The sequence below is a fragment of the Pseudomonas sp. AC247 genome (genome assembly GCF_979258015.1).
Genome location: NZ_OZ409829.1, coordinates 5324987 through 5344034 on the forward strand (window position 1 = coordinate 5324987; position 19048 = coordinate 5344034).

The 19048-nt window shown below is 60.0% G+C and carries 21 protein-coding genes and 1 pseudogene; 16 read left to right on the forward strand and 6 right to left on the reverse strand.

Annotated features, from left to right (window positions below):
• The first annotated feature begins 1 nt into the window (after position 1).
• From ACZZ0B_RS24120 to ACZZ0B_RS24140, 5 genes are all read left to right on the forward strand, one after another.
• The gene (locus tag ACZZ0B_RS24120) at positions 2-379 is read left to right on the forward strand and encodes a gamma-butyrobetaine hydroxylase family protein (RefSeq protein ID WP_008080638.1); all 378 of its coding nucleotides are present in this window, start codon (positions 2-4) and stop codon (positions 377-379) included.
• Between the two features lie 258 nt (positions 380-637).
• The gene (phaC, locus tag ACZZ0B_RS24125; RefSeq protein ID WP_008080636.1) at positions 638-2317 is read left to right on the forward strand and encodes a class II poly(R)-hydroxyalkanoic acid synthase; all 1680 of its coding nucleotides are present in this window, start codon (positions 638-640) and stop codon (positions 2315-2317) included.
• A gap of 140 nt (positions 2318-2457) precedes the next feature.
• Positions 2458-3312 carry a poly(3-hydroxyalkanoate) depolymerase gene (gene phaZ / locus ACZZ0B_RS24130; RefSeq protein WP_008080635.1) on the forward strand — a complete coding sequence of 285 codons (855 nt, stop codon included), beginning with the start codon at positions 2458-2460 and terminating at the stop codon, positions 3310-3312.
• A gap of 139 nt (positions 3313-3451) precedes the next feature.
• The gene (gene phaC / locus ACZZ0B_RS24135; RefSeq protein WP_008080634.1) at positions 3452-5134 is read left to right on the forward strand and encodes a class II poly(R)-hydroxyalkanoic acid synthase; all 1683 of its coding nucleotides are present in this window, start codon (positions 3452-3454) and stop codon (positions 5132-5134) included.
• Positions 5135-5164: 30 nt separating this feature from the next.
• Complete coding sequence (locus tag ACZZ0B_RS24140; protein ID WP_008080633.1) at positions 5165-5785, forward strand: TetR/AcrR family transcriptional regulator; 621 nt, start codon at positions 5165-5167, stop codon at positions 5783-5785.
• Positions 5786-5931: 146 nt separating this feature from the next.
• On the opposite strand, the gene ACZZ0B_RS24145 is transcribed toward ACZZ0B_RS24140, so the two are convergent.
• The 3 genes from ACZZ0B_RS24145 to ACZZ0B_RS24155 all read right to left on the reverse strand — a co-directional run bounded on the left by ACZZ0B_RS24145 (position 5932) and on the right by ACZZ0B_RS24155 (position 7769).
• A complete protein-coding gene (locus ACZZ0B_RS24145; RefSeq protein ID WP_463546405.1) occupies positions 5932-6855 on the reverse strand; it encodes a phasin family protein in 924 nt (307 codons plus the stop codon).
• 10 nt (positions 6856-6865) lie between these two features.
• A complete protein-coding gene (locus tag ACZZ0B_RS24150) occupies positions 6866-7288 on the reverse strand; it encodes a phasin family protein (protein ID WP_008080629.1) in 423 nt (140 codons plus the stop codon).
• Positions 7289-7493: 205 nt separating this feature from the next.
• Positions 7494-7769, reverse strand: a complete 276-nt coding sequence (locus ACZZ0B_RS24155; RefSeq protein WP_008080628.1) for a polyhydroxyalkanoic acid system family protein — start codon at positions 7767-7769, stop codon at positions 7494-7496.
• Positions 7770-7923: 154 nt separating this feature from the next.
• Between ACZZ0B_RS24155 and ubiE the strand changes: the two genes are divergently transcribed.
• The 11 genes and pseudogenes from ubiE (at position 7924) to ACZZ0B_RS24210 (ending at position 16163) form a co-directional block, all read left to right on the forward strand.
• Positions 7924-8694, forward strand: coding sequence for a bifunctional demethylmenaquinone methyltransferase/2-methoxy-6-polyprenyl-1,4-benzoquinol methylase UbiE (gene ubiE, locus ACZZ0B_RS24160; protein ID WP_008080626.1), 771 nt, complete (start codon positions 7924-7926; stop codon positions 8692-8694).
• Positions 8694-9317 (forward strand): ubiquinone biosynthesis accessory factor UbiJ, encoded by a 624-nt coding sequence (locus ACZZ0B_RS24165; protein WP_007909360.1) that lies wholly within the window; start codon positions 8694-8696, stop codon positions 9315-9317. The genes ubiE and ACZZ0B_RS24165 overlap by 1 nt, the downstream gene beginning before the upstream one ends.
• The gene (gene ubiB, locus ACZZ0B_RS24170; protein WP_159811612.1) at positions 9314-10918 is read left to right on the forward strand and encodes a ubiquinone biosynthesis regulatory protein kinase UbiB; all 1605 of its coding nucleotides are present in this window, start codon (positions 9314-9316) and stop codon (positions 10916-10918) included. The genes ACZZ0B_RS24165 and ubiB overlap by 4 nt, the downstream gene beginning before the upstream one ends.
• Positions 10919-11038: 120 nt before the next feature.
• Positions 11039-11440 (forward strand): phosphoribosyl-AMP cyclohydrolase, encoded by a 402-nt coding sequence (gene hisI, locus ACZZ0B_RS24175; protein WP_007909357.1) that lies wholly within the window; start codon positions 11039-11041, stop codon positions 11438-11440.
• Positions 11433-11765 carry a phosphoribosyl-ATP diphosphatase gene (locus ACZZ0B_RS24180; protein ID WP_003220849.1) on the forward strand — a complete coding sequence of 111 codons (333 nt, stop codon included), beginning with the start codon at positions 11433-11435 and terminating at the stop codon, positions 11763-11765. Before hisI ends, ACZZ0B_RS24180 begins: the two co-directional genes overlap by 8 nt.
• A 25-nt stretch (positions 11766-11790) precedes the next feature.
• The gene (locus ACZZ0B_RS24185) at positions 11791-12072 is read left to right on the forward strand and encodes a twin-arginine translocase TatA/TatE family subunit (RefSeq protein WP_003220847.1); all 282 of its coding nucleotides are present in this window, start codon (positions 11791-11793) and stop codon (positions 12070-12072) included.
• Positions 12073-12082: 10 nt separating this feature from the next.
• The gene (gene tatB / locus ACZZ0B_RS24190; protein ID WP_440094843.1) at positions 12083-12550 is read left to right on the forward strand and encodes a Sec-independent protein translocase protein TatB; all 468 of its coding nucleotides are present in this window, start codon (positions 12083-12085) and stop codon (positions 12548-12550) included.
• Positions 12547-13338, forward strand: a complete 792-nt coding sequence (gene tatC, locus ACZZ0B_RS24195; RefSeq protein ID WP_008080622.1) for a twin-arginine translocase subunit TatC — start codon at positions 12547-12549, stop codon at positions 13336-13338. The genes tatB and tatC overlap by 4 nt, the downstream gene beginning before the upstream one ends.
• Positions 13335-14042 (forward strand): 16S rRNA (uracil(1498)-N(3))-methyltransferase, encoded by a 708-nt coding sequence (locus tag ACZZ0B_RS24200; protein ID WP_008080621.1) that lies wholly within the window; start codon positions 13335-13337, stop codon positions 14040-14042. Before tatC ends, ACZZ0B_RS24200 begins: the two co-directional genes overlap by 4 nt.
• A gap of 321 nt (positions 14043-14363) precedes the next feature.
• Positions 14364-15308, forward strand: a pseudogene (locus ACZZ0B_RS24205) (methyl-accepting chemotaxis protein); the annotation flags it as partial.
• A gap of 141 nt (positions 15309-15449) precedes the next feature.
• On the forward strand, positions 15450-16163 hold the full coding sequence (locus tag ACZZ0B_RS24210; protein WP_371850961.1) for a methyl-accepting chemotaxis protein: 714 nt from the start codon (positions 15450-15452) through the stop codon (positions 16161-16163).
• A gap of 157 nt (positions 16164-16320) precedes the next feature.
• Here the strand turns inward: ACZZ0B_RS24210 and ACZZ0B_RS24215 are convergent, their stop codons facing one another.
• From ACZZ0B_RS24215 to ACZZ0B_RS24225, 3 genes are all read right to left on the reverse strand, one after another.
• Positions 16321-17055, reverse strand: coding sequence for an amino acid ABC transporter ATP-binding protein (locus ACZZ0B_RS24215; protein ID WP_064117071.1), 735 nt, complete (start codon positions 17053-17055; stop codon positions 16321-16323).
• The gene (locus tag ACZZ0B_RS24220) at positions 17048-18007 is read right to left on the reverse strand and encodes an amino acid ABC transporter permease (protein ID WP_034152979.1); all 960 of its coding nucleotides are present in this window, start codon (positions 18005-18007) and stop codon (positions 17048-17050) included. Before ACZZ0B_RS24220 ends, ACZZ0B_RS24215 begins: the two co-directional genes overlap by 8 nt.
• A gap of 138 nt (positions 18008-18145) precedes the next feature.
• Entirely contained in the window at positions 18146-18943 is a 798-nt protein-coding gene (locus tag ACZZ0B_RS24225) for a transporter substrate-binding domain-containing protein (protein ID WP_463546406.1), read from the reverse strand.
• Positions 18944-19048 lie beyond the last annotated feature (105 nt).

Here is a 19048-nt window from a genome sequence, read left to right on the forward strand (position 1 = left end):
AATGACTACTATTCCTACCGACATCAAACTGCACAAAGCCTCGAAAACCCTGACGCTCACCTACGCGTCCGGCGAGGAATACACCCTGCCCGCCGAATTCCTGCGCGTGCATTCGCCCTCCGCCGAGGTCCAGGGCCACGGCAAACCGATCCTGCAATTCGGCAAGCTCAACGTCGGTCTGAGCAAGCTGGAACCGGCCGGTCACTACGCACTGAAACTGACCTTCGACGACGGTCACGACAGCGGCTTGTTCACTTGGGAATATCTCTACGAGCTGGGGCGACGTCATGACGCACTCTGGGCCGATTATCTGGCCGAGCTGAAAGCGGCCGGCAAGACCCGCGATCCGAACGAGTCAGTCGTCAAGCTGATGCTCTAGCCCGTGCCTTGCGCTCATTAGAGGGCATTTTCTAAATTCATCTGTTTGAATGCTCCGCTGTGTGGCCGAGGATCGGCCCGCTTGCGAAAAAAATTAAACTCGGGTAACCAATGGAGCTGGCAAGTTCCCTGCAGTGCTCTACGACTGTAAAGCAGCTATGCAGAATTAACGGTCACCCGAGCAGTAGTACCTGGCATTGGCTGTGGAACTGCACAGCAGAAAACCGGGTACTCGTCTCAGGACAATGGAGCGTCGTAGATGAGTAACAAGAATAACGATGACCTGAAGTACCAAGCCTCGGAAAACACCCTGGGGCTTAATCCCGTCGTTGGGCTGCGCGGAAAGGATCTGCTGGCCTCTGCTCGTATGGTGCTGAAACAGGCCATCAAACAACCGATCCATAGCGTCAAGCACGTCACCCATTTCGGCCTCGAACTGAAGAACGTGCTGTTCGGCAAATCCGAACTGCAACCGGCTGGCGATGACCGTCGCTTCGCTGATCCTGCGTGGAGCCAGAACCCGCTCTACAAACGTTATCTGCAAACCTACCTGGCGTGGCGCAAGGAACTCCACTCCTGGATTGATGACAGCAGCCTCTCCCCCAAAGACATCGCGCGCGGTCACTTCGTCATCAACCTGATGACTGAAGCCATGGCCCCGACCAACACCGCCGCCAACCCGGCTGCGGTCAAACGCTTCTTCGAAACCGGCGGCAAGAGCCTGCTCGACGGCCTCTCGCATCTGGCCAAGGATCTGGTCCACAACGGCGGCATGCCGAGCCAGGTCAACATGGGCGCGTTCGAGGTCGGCAAGAGCCTCGGCGTGACCGAAGGCGCGGTGGTGTTTCGCAACGACGTGCTGGAGCTGATCCAGTACAGACCAATCACCGAGCAAGTCCACGAGCGTCCATTGCTGGTGGTGCCGCCGCAGATCAACAAGTTCTACGTATTCGATTTGAGCCCGGACAAAAGTCTGGCGCGCTTCTGCCTGCGTAATAACGTGCAGACGTTCATCGTCAGCTGGCGCAACCCGACCAAGGCGCAGCGCGAGTGGGGCCTGTCGACGTATATCGATGCGCTGAAAGAAGCGGTCGACGTGGTCACCGCGATCACCGGCAGCAAAGACATCAACATGCTCGGCGCCTGCTCTGGCGGCATCACCTGCACCGCCCTGCTCGGCCACTACGCGGCGATCGGCGAGAAGAAGGTCAATGCCCTCACGCTGCTGGTGAGTGTGCTCGACACGACGCTGGACAGCGACGTCGCCCTGTTTGTCGACGAGCAGACCCTGGAGACCGCCAAACGCCACTCGTATCAGGCCGGCGTGCTCGAAGGCAAAGACATGGCCAAGGTCTTCGCCTGGATGCGCCCGAATGACCTGATCTGGAACTACTGGGTCAACAACTACCTGCTCGGCAACGAGCCGCCGGTGTTCGACATCCTGTTCTGGAACAACGACACCACAAGGTTGCCAGCGGCGTTCCACGGTGACCTGATCGAGATGTTCAAAAACAACCCACTGATCCGCCCGAATGCACTGGAAGTGTGCGGCACACCGATCGACCTCAAGCAGGTCACCGCCGACATCTTCTCGCTGGCTGGCACCAACGACCACATCACGCCGTGGAAGTCCTGCTACAAGTCGGCGCAATTGTTCGGTGGCAAGGTGGAGTTCGTGCTGTCGAGCAGCGGGCACATCCAGAGCATCCTCAATCCGCCGGGCAACCCGAAATCGCGTTACATGACCGGCGAAGAGATGGCCGCGAATGCCGATGACTGGCAGGAAAACTCGACCAAGCACACCGATTCCTGGTGGCTGCACTGGCAGGCGTGGCAGGCCGAACGCTCGGGCAACCTGAAAAAGGCCCCGTTGAAACTGGGCAACAAGGCACACCCGGCCGGAGAAGCTTCGCCGGGCACTTACGTACACGAGCGGTAACTGACACCACCCCTCCCTGTAGGAGCTGCCGAAGGCTGCGATCTTTTGACTTTTGATTTTTAAACAACAAGATCAAAAGATCGCAGCCTTCGGCAGCTCCTACATGGGGGTGGTGAATTTAAATCCACAGGGCCTGACGCATGCCGCAACCGTTCATATTCCGTACCGTCGATCTGGATGGCCAGACCATCCGCACGGCGGTGCGCCCCGGCAAGCCTCACTTGACGCCCTTGCTGATTTTCAACGGCATCGGTGCCAACCTGGAGCTGGTGTTTCCGTTTGTCGCGGCGCTGGATCCGGATCTGGAAGTGATCGCCTTCGACGTCCCCGGTGTCGGCGGCTCTTCCACGCCTAATCGGCCGTACCGCTTTCCCGGCCTGGCCAAGCTGACCGCGCGGATGCTCGATTACCTCGACTACGGCCAGGTCAACGTCATCGGTGTGTCGTGGGGTGGTGCGCTGGCGCAGCAATTCGCCTACGACTACCCCGAACGCTGCAAGAAACTGGTGCTCGCGGCGACTGCGGCCGGTGCGGTGATGGTGCCGGGCAAACCGAAAGTGCTGTGGATGATGGCCAGCCCGCGGCGCTACATTCAGCCTTCGCACGTGATTCGGATCGCGCCGCTGATCTACGGCGGCTCGTTCCGCCGCGACCCGACGCTGGCGGCCAGCCACGCGGCGAAAGTGCGTTCGGCCGGCAAGCTCGGTTATTACTGGCAGCTGTTCGCAGGCTTGGGCTGGACGAGCATTCACTGGCTGCACAAGATCCATCAGCCGACGCTGGTGCTGGCCGGTGACGACGATCCGCTGATCCCGCTGATCAACATGCGCATGCTCGCCTGGCGCATTCCCAACGCGCAGTTGCACATCATCGATGACGGCCATCTGTTCCTGATCACCCGCGCCGAAGCCGTGGCGCCGATCATCATGAAATTCCTCCAGGAGGAACGGCAGCGCGCGGTGATGCACCCGCATCCGACACCGCTCGGCGGTTGACCCCGGCGGCAGGCTTTATGCAGGGCTTAAGCAAAGAGTGCGCGGCAGGACGCCGCGCAGGCAGTAACCCGTAACAGCGTCTATGGTGTTCTGGTTCGGTGAATGTGTTTTTGACCTGAAGACGAAGGAGTGTTGAGTCATGCGCGAAAAACCAGCGACGGGCGTGGTGCCCAGCCCCGCCGTGTTCATCAATGCACAAAGTGCGATCACCGGCCTGCGCGGCCGGGACCTGATCTCGACCTTGCGCAGCGTCGCCGCCCATGGCCTGCGCAATCCGATTCACAGCGCGAAGCACGCCTTGAAACTCGGCGGCCAACTGGGCCGCGTGCTGCTCGGCGACACCCTGCACCCGACCAATCCGAACGACAGCCGTTTTGCCGACCCGGCATGGAGCCTCAATCCGTTTTACCGGCGCAGCCTGCAGGCGTATCTGGCCTGGCAGAAGCAAGTCAAAAGCTGGATCGACGACAGCGACATGAACCCGCAAGACCGCGCCCGCGCGCACTTCGCCTTCACCTTGCTCAATGACGCCGTGGCGCCGTCCAATACGTTGCTCAATCCGCTGGCGATCAAAGAGCTGTTCAACTCCGGCGGCCACAGCCTGGTGCGCGGCCTCAGCCATTTGTTCGATGACTTGCTGCACAACGATGGCTTGCCCCGGCAAGTAACCAAGCAGGCTTTTGAAGTCGGTAAAACCGTGGCGACTACTACCGGCTCGGTGGTGTTTCGCAACGAGATGCTGGAGCTGATCCAGTACAAGCCGATGAGCGAAAAACAGTACGCCAAGCCTCTGCTGGTGGTGCCGCCGCAAATCAACAAGTACTACATCTTCGACCTCAGCCCGCACAACAGCTTCGTCCAGTACGCGCTGAAAAACGGCTTGCAGACGTTCATGATCAGTTGGCGCAATCCGGATGTACGCCATCGTGAATGGGGCCTGTCGACGTATGTCGAGGCGGTGGAAGAGGCGATGAACATCTGCCGGACGATCACTGGCGCCCGCGAGGTCAATCTGATGGGCGCTTGCGCCGGCGGGCTGACCATCGCCGCCCTGCAAGGGCATCTGCAGGCCAAGCGGCAACTGCGGCGGGTCTCCAGCGCGACCTATCTGGTCAGTCTGCTCGACAGCGAAATCGAAACCTCGGCCACGCTGTTCGCCGATGAGCAAACCCTCGAAGCGGCCAAGCGCCGCTCGTATCAAAAAGGCGTGCTCGACGGTCGCGACATGGCCAAGGTCTTCGCGTGGATGCGCCCCAACGATTTGATCTGGAGCTACTTCGTCAACAACTACCTGTTGGGCAAAGAGCCGCCGGCCTTCGACATCCTCTACTGGAACAACGACAACACCCGCCTGCCCGCCGCGTTTCACGGCGACTTGCTGGACTTCTTCAAGCACAACCCGCTGACCCATCCGGGCGGGCTGGAAGTGTGCGGCACGCCGATCGACCTGCAGAAAGTTACCGTCGACAGTTTCAGCGTCGCCGGCATGAACGACCACATTACCCCGTGGGACGCGGTGTATCGCTCGACCTTGCTGCTCGGAGGCGAGCGACGTTTCGTGCTGTCCAACAGCGGCCATGTGCAGAGCATTCTCAACCCGCCGAGCAACCCGAAAGCCGCGTACGTCGAGAACGGCAAGATGAGCAGCGACCCGCGCGCCTGGTACTACGACGCCAAACACGTCGACGGCAGCTGGTGGCCACAGTGGCTGGAATGGATTCAACAGCGCTCCGGCGCCCAGCACGAAACTTCATTCACCCTCGGCAACCCGAACTATCCACCGATGGAGGCAGCGCCCGGTACCTACGTGCGCGTGCGCTGACGCTTAACCGAACTTTTCTAAGAAGACTGGATGAAAACCCGCGACCGGATTCTCGAATGTGCTTTGCAACTATTCAACGAAAAGGGTGAGCCGAACGTCTCCACCATGGAAGTTGCCAACGAAATGGGCATCAGCCCCGGCAACCTCTACTACCACTTTCATGGCAAGGAACCGTTGATTCTCGGGTTGTTCGAACGCTTCCAGAATGAACTGGCGCCGCTGCTGGATCCGCCGTCCGACGTGGAGTTGGCGCCGGAGGATTACTGGCTGTTTTTGCATTTGATCGTCGAGCGGCTGGCGCAGTACCGCTTTCTGTTTCAGGACCTGTCGAACCTGGCCGGGCGGCTGCCGAAACTGGCCAAGGGCATTCGTCATCTGCTCAATGCACTGAAGCGCACGCTGGCGTCGTTGCTCGCGCGGTTGAAGGCGGCGGGGCAGTTGGTCAGCGATACCCAGGCGCTCGGGCAACTGGTGGAGCAGATCACCATGACGCTGCTGTTTTCGCTGGATTATCAGCGGATTCTGGATCGAGAGGGCGAAGTTCGTTTGGTCGTGTACCAGATCATGATGTTGGTGGCACCGCACCTGCTGCCGCCGGTAAAAGTCGCCACCGAACGCATGGCCTTGCAATACCTCGAAGACCACGAGTAACCCGGAATCAAAAGATCGCAGCCTTCGGCAGCTCCTACAGGGGGAATGTGTACCTCTGTAGGAGCTGCCGAAGGCTGCGATCTTTTGATCTTCAAACAAAAACGCCCGACCTTCACAGGCCGGGCGTTTTGTTTTGCCCTGATGAATCAGGACTGACTGGTTGGCGTCGACGGCGTCGATGCAGCAGTCGGGGTTGCTACTGGAGTCGGTGCGGCGGCGGAGTTCGACGCGCTCACCGGAGCTGCCGGGGTGGCCGGTTTGGCTGCAGCAGGTGCTGCTGGCTTCGGCGCTGCGGCTTTCGACGCGGCCGGTTTTTTCACTGCGGGTTTTTTCGCTGCTGCGGGTTTGGCCGCAGGCTTGGCAGCCGGTTTGGCGGCAGCGGTTTTCGCTGCTGGCTTGGCCGCTGGTTTCGCTGCAGTTTTAGCTGCAGGTTTAGCGGCCGGCTTGGCAGCGGCTTTGGCGGCAACCGGTTTGGCTGCGGCTTTTGCTGCTGGCTTGGCGGCGGCCGTTTTCGCAGCAGGCTTGACCGCTGCTTTTGCTGCGGGTTTAGCCGCCGCTTTGGCCAGAGGCTTGGCAGCGGATTTTGCCGCTGGTTTGGCCGCTGCGGTTTTGGCTGCCGGTTTTGCTGCTGCGGTTTTCGCCGCCACAGGCTGAGCTTTCAGACCGGTCAGTTTTTCGATCTGTTTGGTCAGTGTGTCGACCTTGCTGTTGAGCGCTTTGACTTCATTGCGGCTCGGTACACCGAGGCGCGAAATCGCGCTGTTCAGGCGCTTGTCGAAAGCCCCTTCCAGCTCGTCCCACTTGCCCAGTGCGCGATCTTTCACGCCGCTGATGCGCGACTTGGCCGACGAAGCGGAATCCTTGGCGGCATCGACTTTTTTGCCGACTGCAGACTTGGTGAGCTTCTCGGCTTTCTCGCCGTCTTTGACCAATGTATCGAAGAGCTTGCTGCCGTCAGTGTCGATCTTCGAGTACACGCCTAAACCAGCCAGCCAGATTTTGCGGGAGTAGTCTTCGACTTTCCCGATCCACGAGCTGCCTTCTTTATCGGTGTTCTTTTTACCAGCCATCCCGTTCTCCTTAAGATTTACGCGCGACGCGTTCGAGCAATGCCGTCAGCTCATCGAGCTTAGCAGAGAGTGTCTCAACGTCATGTTTAGACGGAATGCCGATACGATTCAAGGCGCTTGCGACACGGGAGTCGAACGCCTTCTCGACCTTGTCGAGTTGAACTTCGACGCGACCTTTGAAAGAACTCACTTCACCCTTGGCTTCATCGATCTCGGCGTTGGCCGCTTCGAGCTTTTCGGTGACGGCTTTTTTGCCTTTCTTTTCAACAGTTTGACCAGCTTTGATCAGCTCTTGAAAGTAGTCGCTGCCCTCTTGGCCGACCTTGGCGTAGGCACCCAGGCCTGCCAGCCAGATCTTGCGGGCATAGGATTTGACGTCGCTCAGAGCAGTTGTCGAAGCGTCGATTTTTTTCTTCAAAATAACTTTGGCCATGGTGCACCTCACGCGCAGAAGGTTTGAGGAACTGCCCGGACAAGTGTCGGGCTCAGGCACAAAGTAGGCAGAAAAATTAGAAACGGCACCCTAACAACTGACATGAATCGGTGTTGCCTGAACGAAAAGATCGCAGCCTTCGGCAGCTCCTACAGGGGAATGTGTACCTCTGTAGGAGCTGCCGAAGGCTGCGATCTTTTGATGTTCAGACCAACGCTTTGTCGAGGGCTTTTTCGATTTCGGCTTTGATCATGCCGCTCATGGCCGACATCATGATGCCCAGTTCAACGTCGACCTTGATCGAATCGTCCGCCACATGCACCGCGCCTTTCACGCCCGAACGTTTGAGGTTCAGGGTGTCGCCCGACCATTGCGGCTCCAGGCCATATTGCTCGGAGAGTTTTTGCGCCAGCTTGTCGGCCTTCTCGCGGGCGGCTTCCTTGCCCAGGCTGTGGGCACGTTCAACAGTGATTTTGGCCATTGCATGACTCCTGTTTTAAAAAGATGTGTCGGTAAATCTTGACCGCCGCTGCGGCAAATCGTCCCGAAGGTTGCCCATCTTACCTTTAGCCATTCCAAGACAAAGCATGGCTTGGGGATTAGAATGTCGCGCATTCTCTTTTGGTGACAGCGATATGACTGATCAGCGCAAAGGCAGCGATGCCGAACCCACCACTCACTTCGGCTTCAAAAACGTTCCGGAAAGCCAGAAAGCGGAAAAAGTCGCTGAGGTTTTCCACTCGGTAGCCGCCAAGTACGACCTGATGAACGACCTTCTGTCGGGCGGCATGCACCGTTTGTGGAAGCGCTTCGCGATCGAACTGTCGGGCGTGCGCAGCGGTAACCGCGTGCTGGACATCGCCGGCGGTACCGGTGACCTGACCAAAAAATTCTCGCACCTGGTCGGCCCGACCGGTCAGGTGGTCCTGGCCGACATCAACGAATCGATGCTCAAGGTCGGTCGTGACCGCCTGCTGGATCTGGGTGTCGCCGGCAACGTCGAATTTGTTCAGGCGGATGCCGAAAAGCTGCCGTTCCCGGACAACCATTTCGACTGCGTGACCATCGCCTTCGGCCTGCGCAACGTGACGCACAAAGAAGACGCTCTGCGCTCGATGCTGCGCGTGCTCAAGCCTGGCGGTCGTCTGCTGGTGCTGGAATTCTCCAAGCCGACCAACGCGCTGATGTCGAAAGCCTACGATGCCTACTCGTTCGCCTTCATGCCGCTGATGGGCAAGCTGATCACCAACGACTCGGAAAGCTATCGCTATCTGGCCGAATCGATCCGCATGCACCCGAATCAGGAAACCCTGAAGTCGATGATGGTCGACGCCGGTTTCGACCGCGTGACCTATCACAACATGACCGCAGGCATCGTCGCCCTGCACCGCGGCATCAAGCCCTGATGTTGCTCACCGGGCTGCTCGCCAGCGTTGAACTCGGCCTTAACCGGGTGCTGCGTCTCGACAGCACGGCGCTGCCGCGGCTGGCGCATTTGACCGGCAAGGTAATTGCCGTCGACTGCCGCAGCCCGGCGCTGCAACTGTTCATCCTGCCGAGCGACGAAGGTCTGATGCTGGCCTCGCACTGGGAAACCGGTGTCGACTGCACCCTGCGTGCGCCGGCTTCGAGCCTGATCAAACTGGCCGTGAGCAAAGACAAGACCGCGGTGCTGCACGCCCCGGAAGTCGAGCTCGATGGCGACAGCGGCGTGCTGCTGGAGCTGGCCGGCGTGTTGCAGGATCTTGAGCTGGACTGGGAGTACGAACTCTCACGCTGGCTCGGCCCGGTCGCCACGCAACTGGTCGGTGGCCATCTGCGCAGTCGCGCACGCTGGTATCAACAAGGATTTGCCAGCCTCAACCAGAATCTCGCCGAATACCTCGCCGAAGAATCGCGCACCCTCGTCGGGCAGCGCGAAGCCGAAGCACGGTTCAGCGAACTGGACCGGATCAAACTTGATCTGGAACGTCTCGAGGCGCGTTTCGAGCGCCTTTCCCGATCCCTCGACCCAAGCGATAACGCATGAAGCTGCTTGCCGTCCGCCGTCTGTTGCGCATCCAGCGCGTCGTGATCCGCTACCGCCTCGATGACCTGCTGTTCGATCTGCCGTTGCCGTGGTTCCTCCTGGCGCTGCGCTATGTGTTGCCGTGGCGCTGGTTCCCGCGCAAGCCGCTGGACCTGAGCCGGGGCGCGCGTCTGCGTCTGGCGTTGCAGGATCTCGGGCCGATCTTCATCAAGTTCGGGCAGATTCTCTCGACCCGCCGCGATTTGCTGCCGGAAGACATCGCCGATGAGCTGATGCGCTTGCAGGATCGCGTGCCGCCGTTCGACTCGCAGTTGTCGATCAAGCTGATCGAAGAACAGCTCGGCAAGAAGATCAGCGACGTGTTCAGCCGTTTCGACGTCGAACCGCTGGCCTCGGCGTCGGTGGCGCAGGTGCATGCCGCGCAGCTGAAAACCGGCGAAGAAGTCGTGGTCAAAGTGATCCGTCCGGGCCTGAGACCGATCATCGCGCAGGATCTGGCGTGGCTGTTCATCCTTGCCCGCGCGGCTGAAAAACTGTCTGCCGACGCGCGTCTGCTGCACCCGGTCGACGTGGTGCAGGACTACGAAAAAACCATCTACGACGAACTCGATCTGCTGCGCGAGGCGGCCAACGCCAGCCAGTTGAAGCGCAACTTCGAAGGTTCGCCGCTGCTGTACGTGCCGCAAGTCTATTGGGACTGGTGCCGGCCGAAAGTGCTGGTGATGGAGCGCATCTACGGCATTCAGGTCACCGATCTGGCGACCCTCGCCGATCAGCGCACCGACATGAAAATGCTCGCCGAGCGTGGCGTGGAGATCTTCTTCACCCAAGTGTTCCGCGACAGTTTCTTCCACGCCGACATGCACCCGGGCAACATCTTCGTCAGCACCGTCAACCCGTGGAGCCCGCAATACATCGCGATCGACTGCGGCATCGTCGGCAGCCTGACCCCGGAAGACCAGGATTATCTGGCGCGCAACCTGTTCGCCTTCTTCAAGCGTGACTACCGTCGCGTGGCGCAGTTGCACATCGATTCGGGCTGGGTGCCGGCAGAAACCAAACTCAACGAATTCGAAGCGGCAATCCGTACGGTGTGCGAACCGATCTTCGAAAAACCGTTAAAAGATATTTCATTTGGCCAGGTGCTGATGCGCCTGTTCCAGACCGCACGCCGCTTCAACATGGAAGTGCAGCCGCAACTGGTGCTGCTGCAAAAGACCCTGCTGAACATCGAAGGTCTTGGCCGTCAGCTGTATCCGGATCTGGATCTGTGGAACACCGCGCAGCCGTTTCTGGAGCGCTGGATGCGCGAGCGCGTCAGCCCGAAAGCCTTGCTCGGCAACGTGCAGAGCCAGTTTGAACAGTTGCCGCATCTGGCGAATATGGCCCGCGACCTGCTCGAACGCATGTCCCAGCCGCATGCCTATGACCCGCCGCCGCCGTGGCACAAACGCAAGGACGACTGGTTCCTGCGCCTGCTCGGTTGCGCGCATCTGGCCGGCGGGGTGATCCTCGCCATCGGTGGCCCGCTAAACGAATTGGGACATTGGCCAGCCGGAATCATGGTGGCCGTGGGCTTGTATCTGGTCGTTCGCCGATAGCACGAATCAGCTGCAAGTTATAAGCTGCGAGCTGCAAGCCTGACGATACTGGAACACCGCAATCTGCTTTTACTTGCAGCTTGAAGCTCAAAGCTTGTAGCTGCGTTTCGGGAATTGAAGATGAAAAACTGGCTGGACGAGATCAAGTGGGACGCTGATGGCCTGGTGCCGGCGATTGCCCAGGATCACAAGACCGGACGCGTGCTGATGATGGCCTGGATGAACCGCGAAGCGCTCGAACTGACCGCCGCGGAAAACCGTGCAATCTACTGGTCACGTTCGCGTGGCAAGCTGTGGCGCAAGGGCGAAGAGTCCGGCCATGTGCAGACCTTGCATGAGATGCGTCTGGACTGTGACGCCGACGTGATCATCCTGATGGTTGAACAGATCGGCGACATCGCTTGCCATACCGGTCGTCAAAGCTGCTTTTACCGTGTCTTCGAAAACGGCGACTGGAAGACAGTCGACCCGGTCCTGAAAGACCCGCACGCTATCTATTCTGCAGGACACAAACATGAGTGACACCCTGACCCGCCTCGCTCAGGTACTTGAAGAGCGCAAAGGCGCAGCCGCCGACAGCTCCTATGTGGCTAGTCTGTATCACAAGGGTTTGAACAAGATTCTGGAGAAAGTCGGCGAAGAGTCGGTCGAAACCATTATTGCCGCCAAGGATGCCGCGATCAGTGGCGACTGCAGCGATGTGATCTACGAGACCGCCGACCTGTGGTTTCACAGCATGGTCATGCTCGCCCAACTGGGGCAGCATCCGCAGGCTGTGCTCGATGAACTGGATCGCCGCTTCGGCCTGTCCGGACACGTCGAGAAAGCCTCGCGTCCGTCCGCCTGAACAATTTTTAGAGAGGAACAGCAACATGGGCATTTTTGACTGGAAACACTGGATCGTCATTCTGGTAGTCGTGGTGTTGGTGTTCGGCACCAAGAAACTGAAAAACCTCGGCACTGACGTTGGCGAGTCGATCAAGGGCTTTCGCAAAGCCATGAACGACGATGAAAAACCCGCCGCTGATCCAACCGTGACGCCTGCGCAGCCAGTGCCACCGGTGCAGCCGCAAGCCACCGCTCAGGCCAACCCGCCGCACACCATCGATGTGCAGGCGCAGAAAGTCGAAGAGCCGATCCGCAAAGACGTGTGAGCACTGACTAATGTTTGGTATCAGCTTCTCTGAACTGCTGCTCGTCGGCCTCGTTGCCCTGCTGGTGCTGGGCCCCGAGCGTCTGCCGGGCGCTGCGCGCACCGCTGGCCTGTGGGTCGGACGGCTGAAGCGCAGCTTCAACGCGATCAAACAGGAAGTTGAACGTGAAATCGGTGCCGACGAGATCCGTCGGCAACTGCACAACGAGCACATTCTGTCGCTGGAGCAGGAAGCGCGGAAGATTTTCAGCCCGGTTCAGCAAGAGCCGACGCCGGTTGAGCATGTAGGTCAGCAGACGATTCATGCGCCGACTGCACCTGTTGTGCCTGCTCCGACACCTGCACCTGCTGCCGTTGTAGCACCGACAGAACCGGCGCCAGTCGTTGTCGCGGAACAGTCTGTTGAACACGTTGCGCCAAACGCCGCGCCGATCACCCCAGCGCCTCAAGACTCCACTTTGCCGCCGCGAGCCCCATGAGCGATCTCCCCGAAAACGACCAGCACATGCCGCTGGTTTCGCACCTCACCGAGTTGCGCACCCGCCTGCTGCGTTGTGTGGCGGCGATCTTCATTATCTTCGCCGGGTTGTTCGCCTTCACCCAGCAGATCTACACCTTCGTCTCGACGCCGCTGCGCCAGTACCTGCCGGTCGGCGCGACGATGATTGCCACGGATGTGTCGTCGCCGTTCCTGACGCCACTGAAGCTGACGATGATGGTTTCGCTGTTCCTTGCGATCCCGGTGATCCTGCATCAGATCTGGGGCTTTATCGCGCCGGGCCTGTACAAGCATGAGAAGCGCATCGCGGTGCCGTTGCTGGTGTCGAGCATCCTGCTGTTCTACACCGGCATGGCGTTCGCCTATTACTTCGTGTTCCCGCTGATCTTCAAATTCTTCGCCGCTGCCACCCCGGCCGGCGTGGAAATGATGACCGACATCGCCAGTTACCTCGATTTCGTCATGACGCTGTTCTTCGCCTTCGGCGTAGCGTTCGAGATCCCGGTGGCCGTGGTGCTGCTGGTGTGGATCGGCGTGGTCGACGTCAAATACCTGAAGAAAATCCGCCCGTACGTGATCATCGGCTGCTTCGTGGTCGGCATGATCCTGACGCCGCCGGACATCTTCTCGCAGACGCTGCTGGCCGTACCGATGTGGATGCTGTTTGAAATCGGCATTCTGTTCGGTGGTTTGATCAGCAAGCGCGAACGGCCGGAAGAAACCCCGGCCGACGACCACAACGACCAGCCGCCAGCGACCCAGGCATGAACCTGCTGTTGCTCGAAGAGGCCGATTTCATTGCGGCCGACCGCGTGGTGCTGCGTGATCGTCGCCTGACCCATATGCAGGAAGTTCACCGCTCGGAAGTCGGTGACAGCCTGCGCGTCGGGCGCATCAACGGGCTGATGGGTTCGGCCGAGTTGCTGCGCCTGGAAGCGGGTGAAGCCGAACTGCGCGTGACCCTCGATCAGCCGCCACCGGCCAAACTGCCGCTGACTCTCGTGCTGGCGCTGCCGCGTCCGAAAATGCTCCGCCGGGTGTTTCAGACCGTGGCGACCATGGGCGTGTCGAAGGTGATTCTGGTCAACAGCTATCGGGTCGAAAAAAGCTTCTGGCAGACACCGTTTCTGGAGCCTGAGGCGATTCGCGAAAACTTGATCCTCGGCCTCGAACAGGCCCGCGACACGGTGCTACCGGAAATCATCATCGAAAAGCGCTTCAAGCCTTTCGTTGAAGACCGCCTGCCGGCGATTACCGAAGGCACTCTCGGTCTTGTCGGCCATCCCGGTAACTATCCGCCGTGCCCGCGCGCCCTCAGCGAACCGGTCACCCTGGCGATCGGCCCCGAAGGTGGCTGGATTCCCTACGAGATCGACCTGCTGGGCAAGTCCGGCCTGCAACCGGTGCAACTCGGCGAGCGCATCCTGCGCGTCGAAACCGCCGTCACCGCCCTCCTCGCCCGCCTCTTTTAAGCGTCGCCCAATCCCCGGCAGGAGCTGCCGAAGGCTGCGATCTTTTGATGTTGTTTTTTAGAAGCAAGATCAAAAGATCGCAGCCTCGTTTCACTCGACAGCTCCTACAGGATGGCGGCGCCTCGGATAAATGGTGTTACAGATTGCCATCACTCGGCCGATACCCTCCCCATAAGTCCAATTAGTGGGTCGGGGAGTGGTCGCATGTACCGTTGGTTAGCCGAGAATCTTGGAAACGTCAGCGTCAAACGCAAGTTGGGTATTGGTTTCGGCCTGGTGCTGTTGCTGACGCTGTTGATCACCTTCACCGGCTGGACCGGCATGAACGGCATCATCAGCCGCGGTGACAAACTGGGGTTCATCTCCAGCCTCAATGAGCTGACCAAGGACTTGCGTCTGGCGCGCCTGGACTATGAAGCGCGCCGTGGCGAACAGGGCCCTGGCGCGGTGAACGAGTTGCTCGGCAAACTCGACAGCGGTCTGCAAACCGCCCGCAGCCTGATCGAACAACCGTCCGATGCCGCCATGGTTGATCAGCAACTGGCCGCCGTCGCCGAGTACAAACGCGCTTTTGCCGACATGGCCCAGGCCACCGTGCAACGCGAAGACGCGCGCAGCAAGCTCGGCGCCAGTGCCGACAACGCCGCGGCCAAGGTTGCCGAAGTGGAAAAATCCCTGCTGCAGGGCGACAGCGTCGCGCAATTCAACAGCGTGATCGAGCTGAGCAAACTGCTGCAACAGGCGCGTTATCAGGTTCGCGGCTACACCTACAGCGGCAAGGCTGAAGCCGAGCAACCGGCGCTGGACGCCATCGACAGCGCTCTGAAAAACCTCGAGAGCCTGCCGGCGAAACTGCCGGAACAGCACATCGCCAACCTGCAACAGGCCACTGACTCGATCAAAGCCTATCGCGCGGCGGTCGCTCAGTTCCGCGACTCCCAGGTCACCAACGCCAAGTCCCTCGCGCGAATGTCAGCGCAAGGCGACATTCTGATCGACCTCAGCAAGAAGCTCACCGCCTCGCAGACCATCGTGCGCGACACCGACGCCGCCCACGCCAAAAACATGCTGCTGATTGCCACTGCGCTAGCCCTGGCGTTCGGCCTGCTCGCTGCGTGGGCAATCACTCGCCAGATCATCATTCCGCTGCACCAGACCCTGAAAGTCGCCGAGCGCGTGGCCGCTGGCGACCTGACCCACAACCTTATCTCCCTGCGCCGCGACGAACTCGGGCAGTTGCAACGCTCGATGCAGAGCATGACCCAAGGCCTGCGCGAGTTGATCGGCGGCATCAGCGATGGCGTCACCCAGATCGCCAGCGCTGCTGAGGAACTCTCGGCCGTGACCGAGCAGACCAGCGCCGGGGTCAACAATCAGAAGATCGAGACCGACCAGGTCGCCACTGCCATGAACGAAATGGCTGCCACCGTGCAGGAAGTCGCGCGCAACGCCGAGGAAGCCTCCGAAGCAGCCGTGGCTGCCGACCAACAGGCCCGTGAAGGCGACAAAGTCGTCGGCGAAGCCATCGCGCAGATCGAGCGTCTGGCCGTTGAAGTCGGTCACTCCACCGAAGCCATGGGCGAGCTCAAGCGCGAAAGCGACAAGATCGGCAGCGTCCTCGACGTGATCAAATCCGTGGCCCAGCAAACCAACCTGCTGGCCCTCAACGCGGCCATCGAAGCGGCGCGTGCCGGTGAGGCCGGGCGTGGTTTCGCCGTGGTCGCCGACGAAGTGCGCAGCCTCGCCCAGCGCACGCAGAAGTCCACCGAAGAGATCGAAGAGCTGATCGTCGGCTTACAGAACGGCACTCAGCAAGTCGCAACGATCATGGACAACAGCCGCACCCTGACCGACAGCAGCGTCGAGCTGACCCGCCGTGCCGGCGGTTCGCTGGAAAGCATCACGCGCACCGTGTCGGCGATTCAGGCGATGAACCAGCAGATTGCCGCGGCGGCCGAGCAGCAGAGCGCGGTGGCGGAAGAGATCAACCGTAGCGTGCTGAATGTGCGGGACGTGTCGGATCAGACGTCGGCGGCGAGTGAAGAGACGGCGGCGTCCAGCGTTGAGCTGGCGCGGTTGGGGACGCATCTGCAGATGCTGGTGGGGCGATTCAAGGTTTGAGGTGATTGATTTGCCTCGGTTCACTGTGGACCGAGGTGATGCTATCGCGAGCAGGCTCACTCCTACAGGTTTGGTGTTGTTGCATAAATGCCGTGAACACCATAAATCCCTGTAGGAGTGAGCCTGCTCGCGATTAGCGGCCCCCAAGGCCGCTGGTTTAAAGGACCTGGCGCAGGAAGGCCTGAGCCCTCGGGTCTTTCGGTGCATCGAAGAATTCCGCCGGCGCGGCATCTTCCAGCAATTTGCCGTGATCGAAGAACAACACCCGATCCGCCACTTCCCGGGCAAAGCCCATCTCGTGCGTGACGCAGACCATGGTCATGCCTTCCACGGCCAGGTTCTTCATCACGTCCAGCACCTCACCGACCATTTCCGGGTCGAGCGCCGAGGTCGGCTCGTCAAACAGCATCACCTTCGGCTCCATCGCCAGCGCCCGGGCAATTGCCACGCGCTGTTGCTGACCGCCGGACAGGCGTGACGGAAACTCGTTGGCCTTCTGTGCAATACCGACTTTCTGCAGCAACTCCATCGCCTTCGCCTCGCGCTCTTTCTTGCCGCGCTTGCGCACGACTTTCTGCGCCAGACAGAGGTTTTCCAGCACGGTCATGTGCGGAAACAGGTTGAAATGCTGAAAGACCATGCCGACTTCGCGGCGGTAGGCGTTGACGTCGGTTTTCGGGTCGGCCAGTTGCAGGCCGTCGATGCTCACCGAGCCGGAGTCGAACTCCTCCAGGCCATTGAGGCAGCGCAGGAAGGTCGACTTGCCGGAACCCGACGGGCCGATCACCACCAGCACTTCGCCCTTGGCGACCGTGGTGCTGACGTTATCCACTGCGCGCACCACTTGGCCACGGGTGTCGAAGACTTTTACCAGTTCGCGGACTTCAATCACTTTGCGCGAGCCTCCGCTCAAGCCGGCTGGCGATTTTCGACAGCGGCAGGTTGATCAACAGGTACAGGCCGGCGACGCAGAACAGAATTTCGAACGGCGAGAACGAGGTGGTGATGACTTCACGGCCACTTTTCAGCAGTTCGGTGATGGCGATCACCGACACCAGCGAGGTGTCCTTGACCAGACTGATGAACTGCCCGGCCAGCGGTGGTAGCACGCGTTTCAGCGCTTGCGGCAGCACCACGTGGCGCATCGACTGACCGGCACTTAGACCGAGGGAGCGCGCCGCTTCGTTCTGGCCACGGGCGATCGATTGCACGCCAGAACGAATGATCTCGGCCACGTAGGCGCCGGTGAACAGCGACAGCGCAGCGATCCCGGCGAATTCGCGGGACAGGTTCATCACCGTGCCGATGAAGAAGTAGAAAATGAAAATCTGCACCAACAGCGGCGTGCCGCGTACCAGTTCGACGTAGATGGTCGAGAGGTCGCGCAAGGTCGGGTTGTTGGACAGACGGCACAGGCCGGTGACCAGGCCGATCAGCAATCCCAGAATCCCCGACACCACCGACAACCAAAGCGTCGTCCACAGGCCCCACAACAGCGGCCCTGCCGCCCAATGGCGAGTGACACCCACGACGTCGCCTTCGGCCACATCGTCGCCCTGAGCGAATTGCAGGCTGTTCTCGTCGACAGTCAGGTGCTGCTCGTCACCGGCGTCGTTGCGCAGGGTGACTTGCGCGCTGCTGCCCTTGCGCACGAGTTCAGTGACGGTGGAAATGTCCGTGGCACGCTGGGTTTCTTCAGCCTGATAGGCGAAGTACTGCGGCACGCGGTTCCAGCGCCATTCGTAGGACATCAGCGACGTCGCGTAATACAACGCGCCCGCGAGGCCGACCAGCACCAGCACGGTGAGGACGTGCCAGGGCCATTGGGCTTTTTTCTGTTTCATTGCAGGTTCTCGGATGATCGTTCCCACGCTCTGCGTGGGAATGCCGCTCGGGACGCTCTGCGTCCCTGCCTGATCGTGACGCGGAGCGTCACAGGATGCGTTCCCACGCAGAGCGTGGGAACGATCAGCAGATGCACGTTATTCCATGTCCTTGAGCCACTCGGTGCTCTTGAACCACTTGTCATGGATGCGATCGTAGGTGCCGTCTTCGTGAATCTGGTGCAGGAAGTTGTTGATGAAGTTGATGCTGTCGTAGTCACCCTTCTTCAGACCAAACGCCAATGGCTCGTAGGTGAACGGCTTGTCGAGGAACACCAGTTTGCCGGCGCCGACCTTGTTCACCGCAACAACGTTGTACGGGGCGTCGTAGATGAAGGCGTCAGCCTTGCCGTTGACCACGTCGAGCACGGCTTCCTGCTCGTTGTCGTAGCCGTGGTACTTGGCTTTGGAGATCAGCTTCTTCGCGACCATTTCACCGGTGGTGCCGAGCTTGGAGGTGATGCGGTAGTCAGCGGTGTTCAGGTCTTTGTAGGACTTGATGGTGCCTTCCAGCTCTTTGCGGATCAGCAAGGTCTGGCCGACAACGATGAATGGTTCGCTGAAGTTCAGGCGCAGGTTGCGCTCCTGAGTCAGGGTCATGCCGCTGCCGATCATGTCGAATTTGTCAGTCATCAGCGCCGGGATGATGCCGTCGTAACCGGTGGAAACCAGCTCCAGTTTGACGCCCATGGCCTTGGACATGGCTTTGAGGATGTCGACTTCGAAGCCGATGATTTCGCCGCGCTTGTTGGTCATTTCGAACGGCATATAGGTCGGATCCATACCGACTTTCAACGTGCCACGCTTGACCGCGTCATCGATTGCGCCAGCCTGGGCCGCATTGACTGCAACCAGTGCCGTGACGCCGACCAGCAGCATCGACAGATACTTCTTCATCTTCAAGTCCCCAAAACCATTGCGTTTGCGGCGCGAAAAACCGACAGAAATGGGCCAAAAAGCCCGGGCGCGCCAATTCGGGGACGGATGCTAACGCACTCGTTC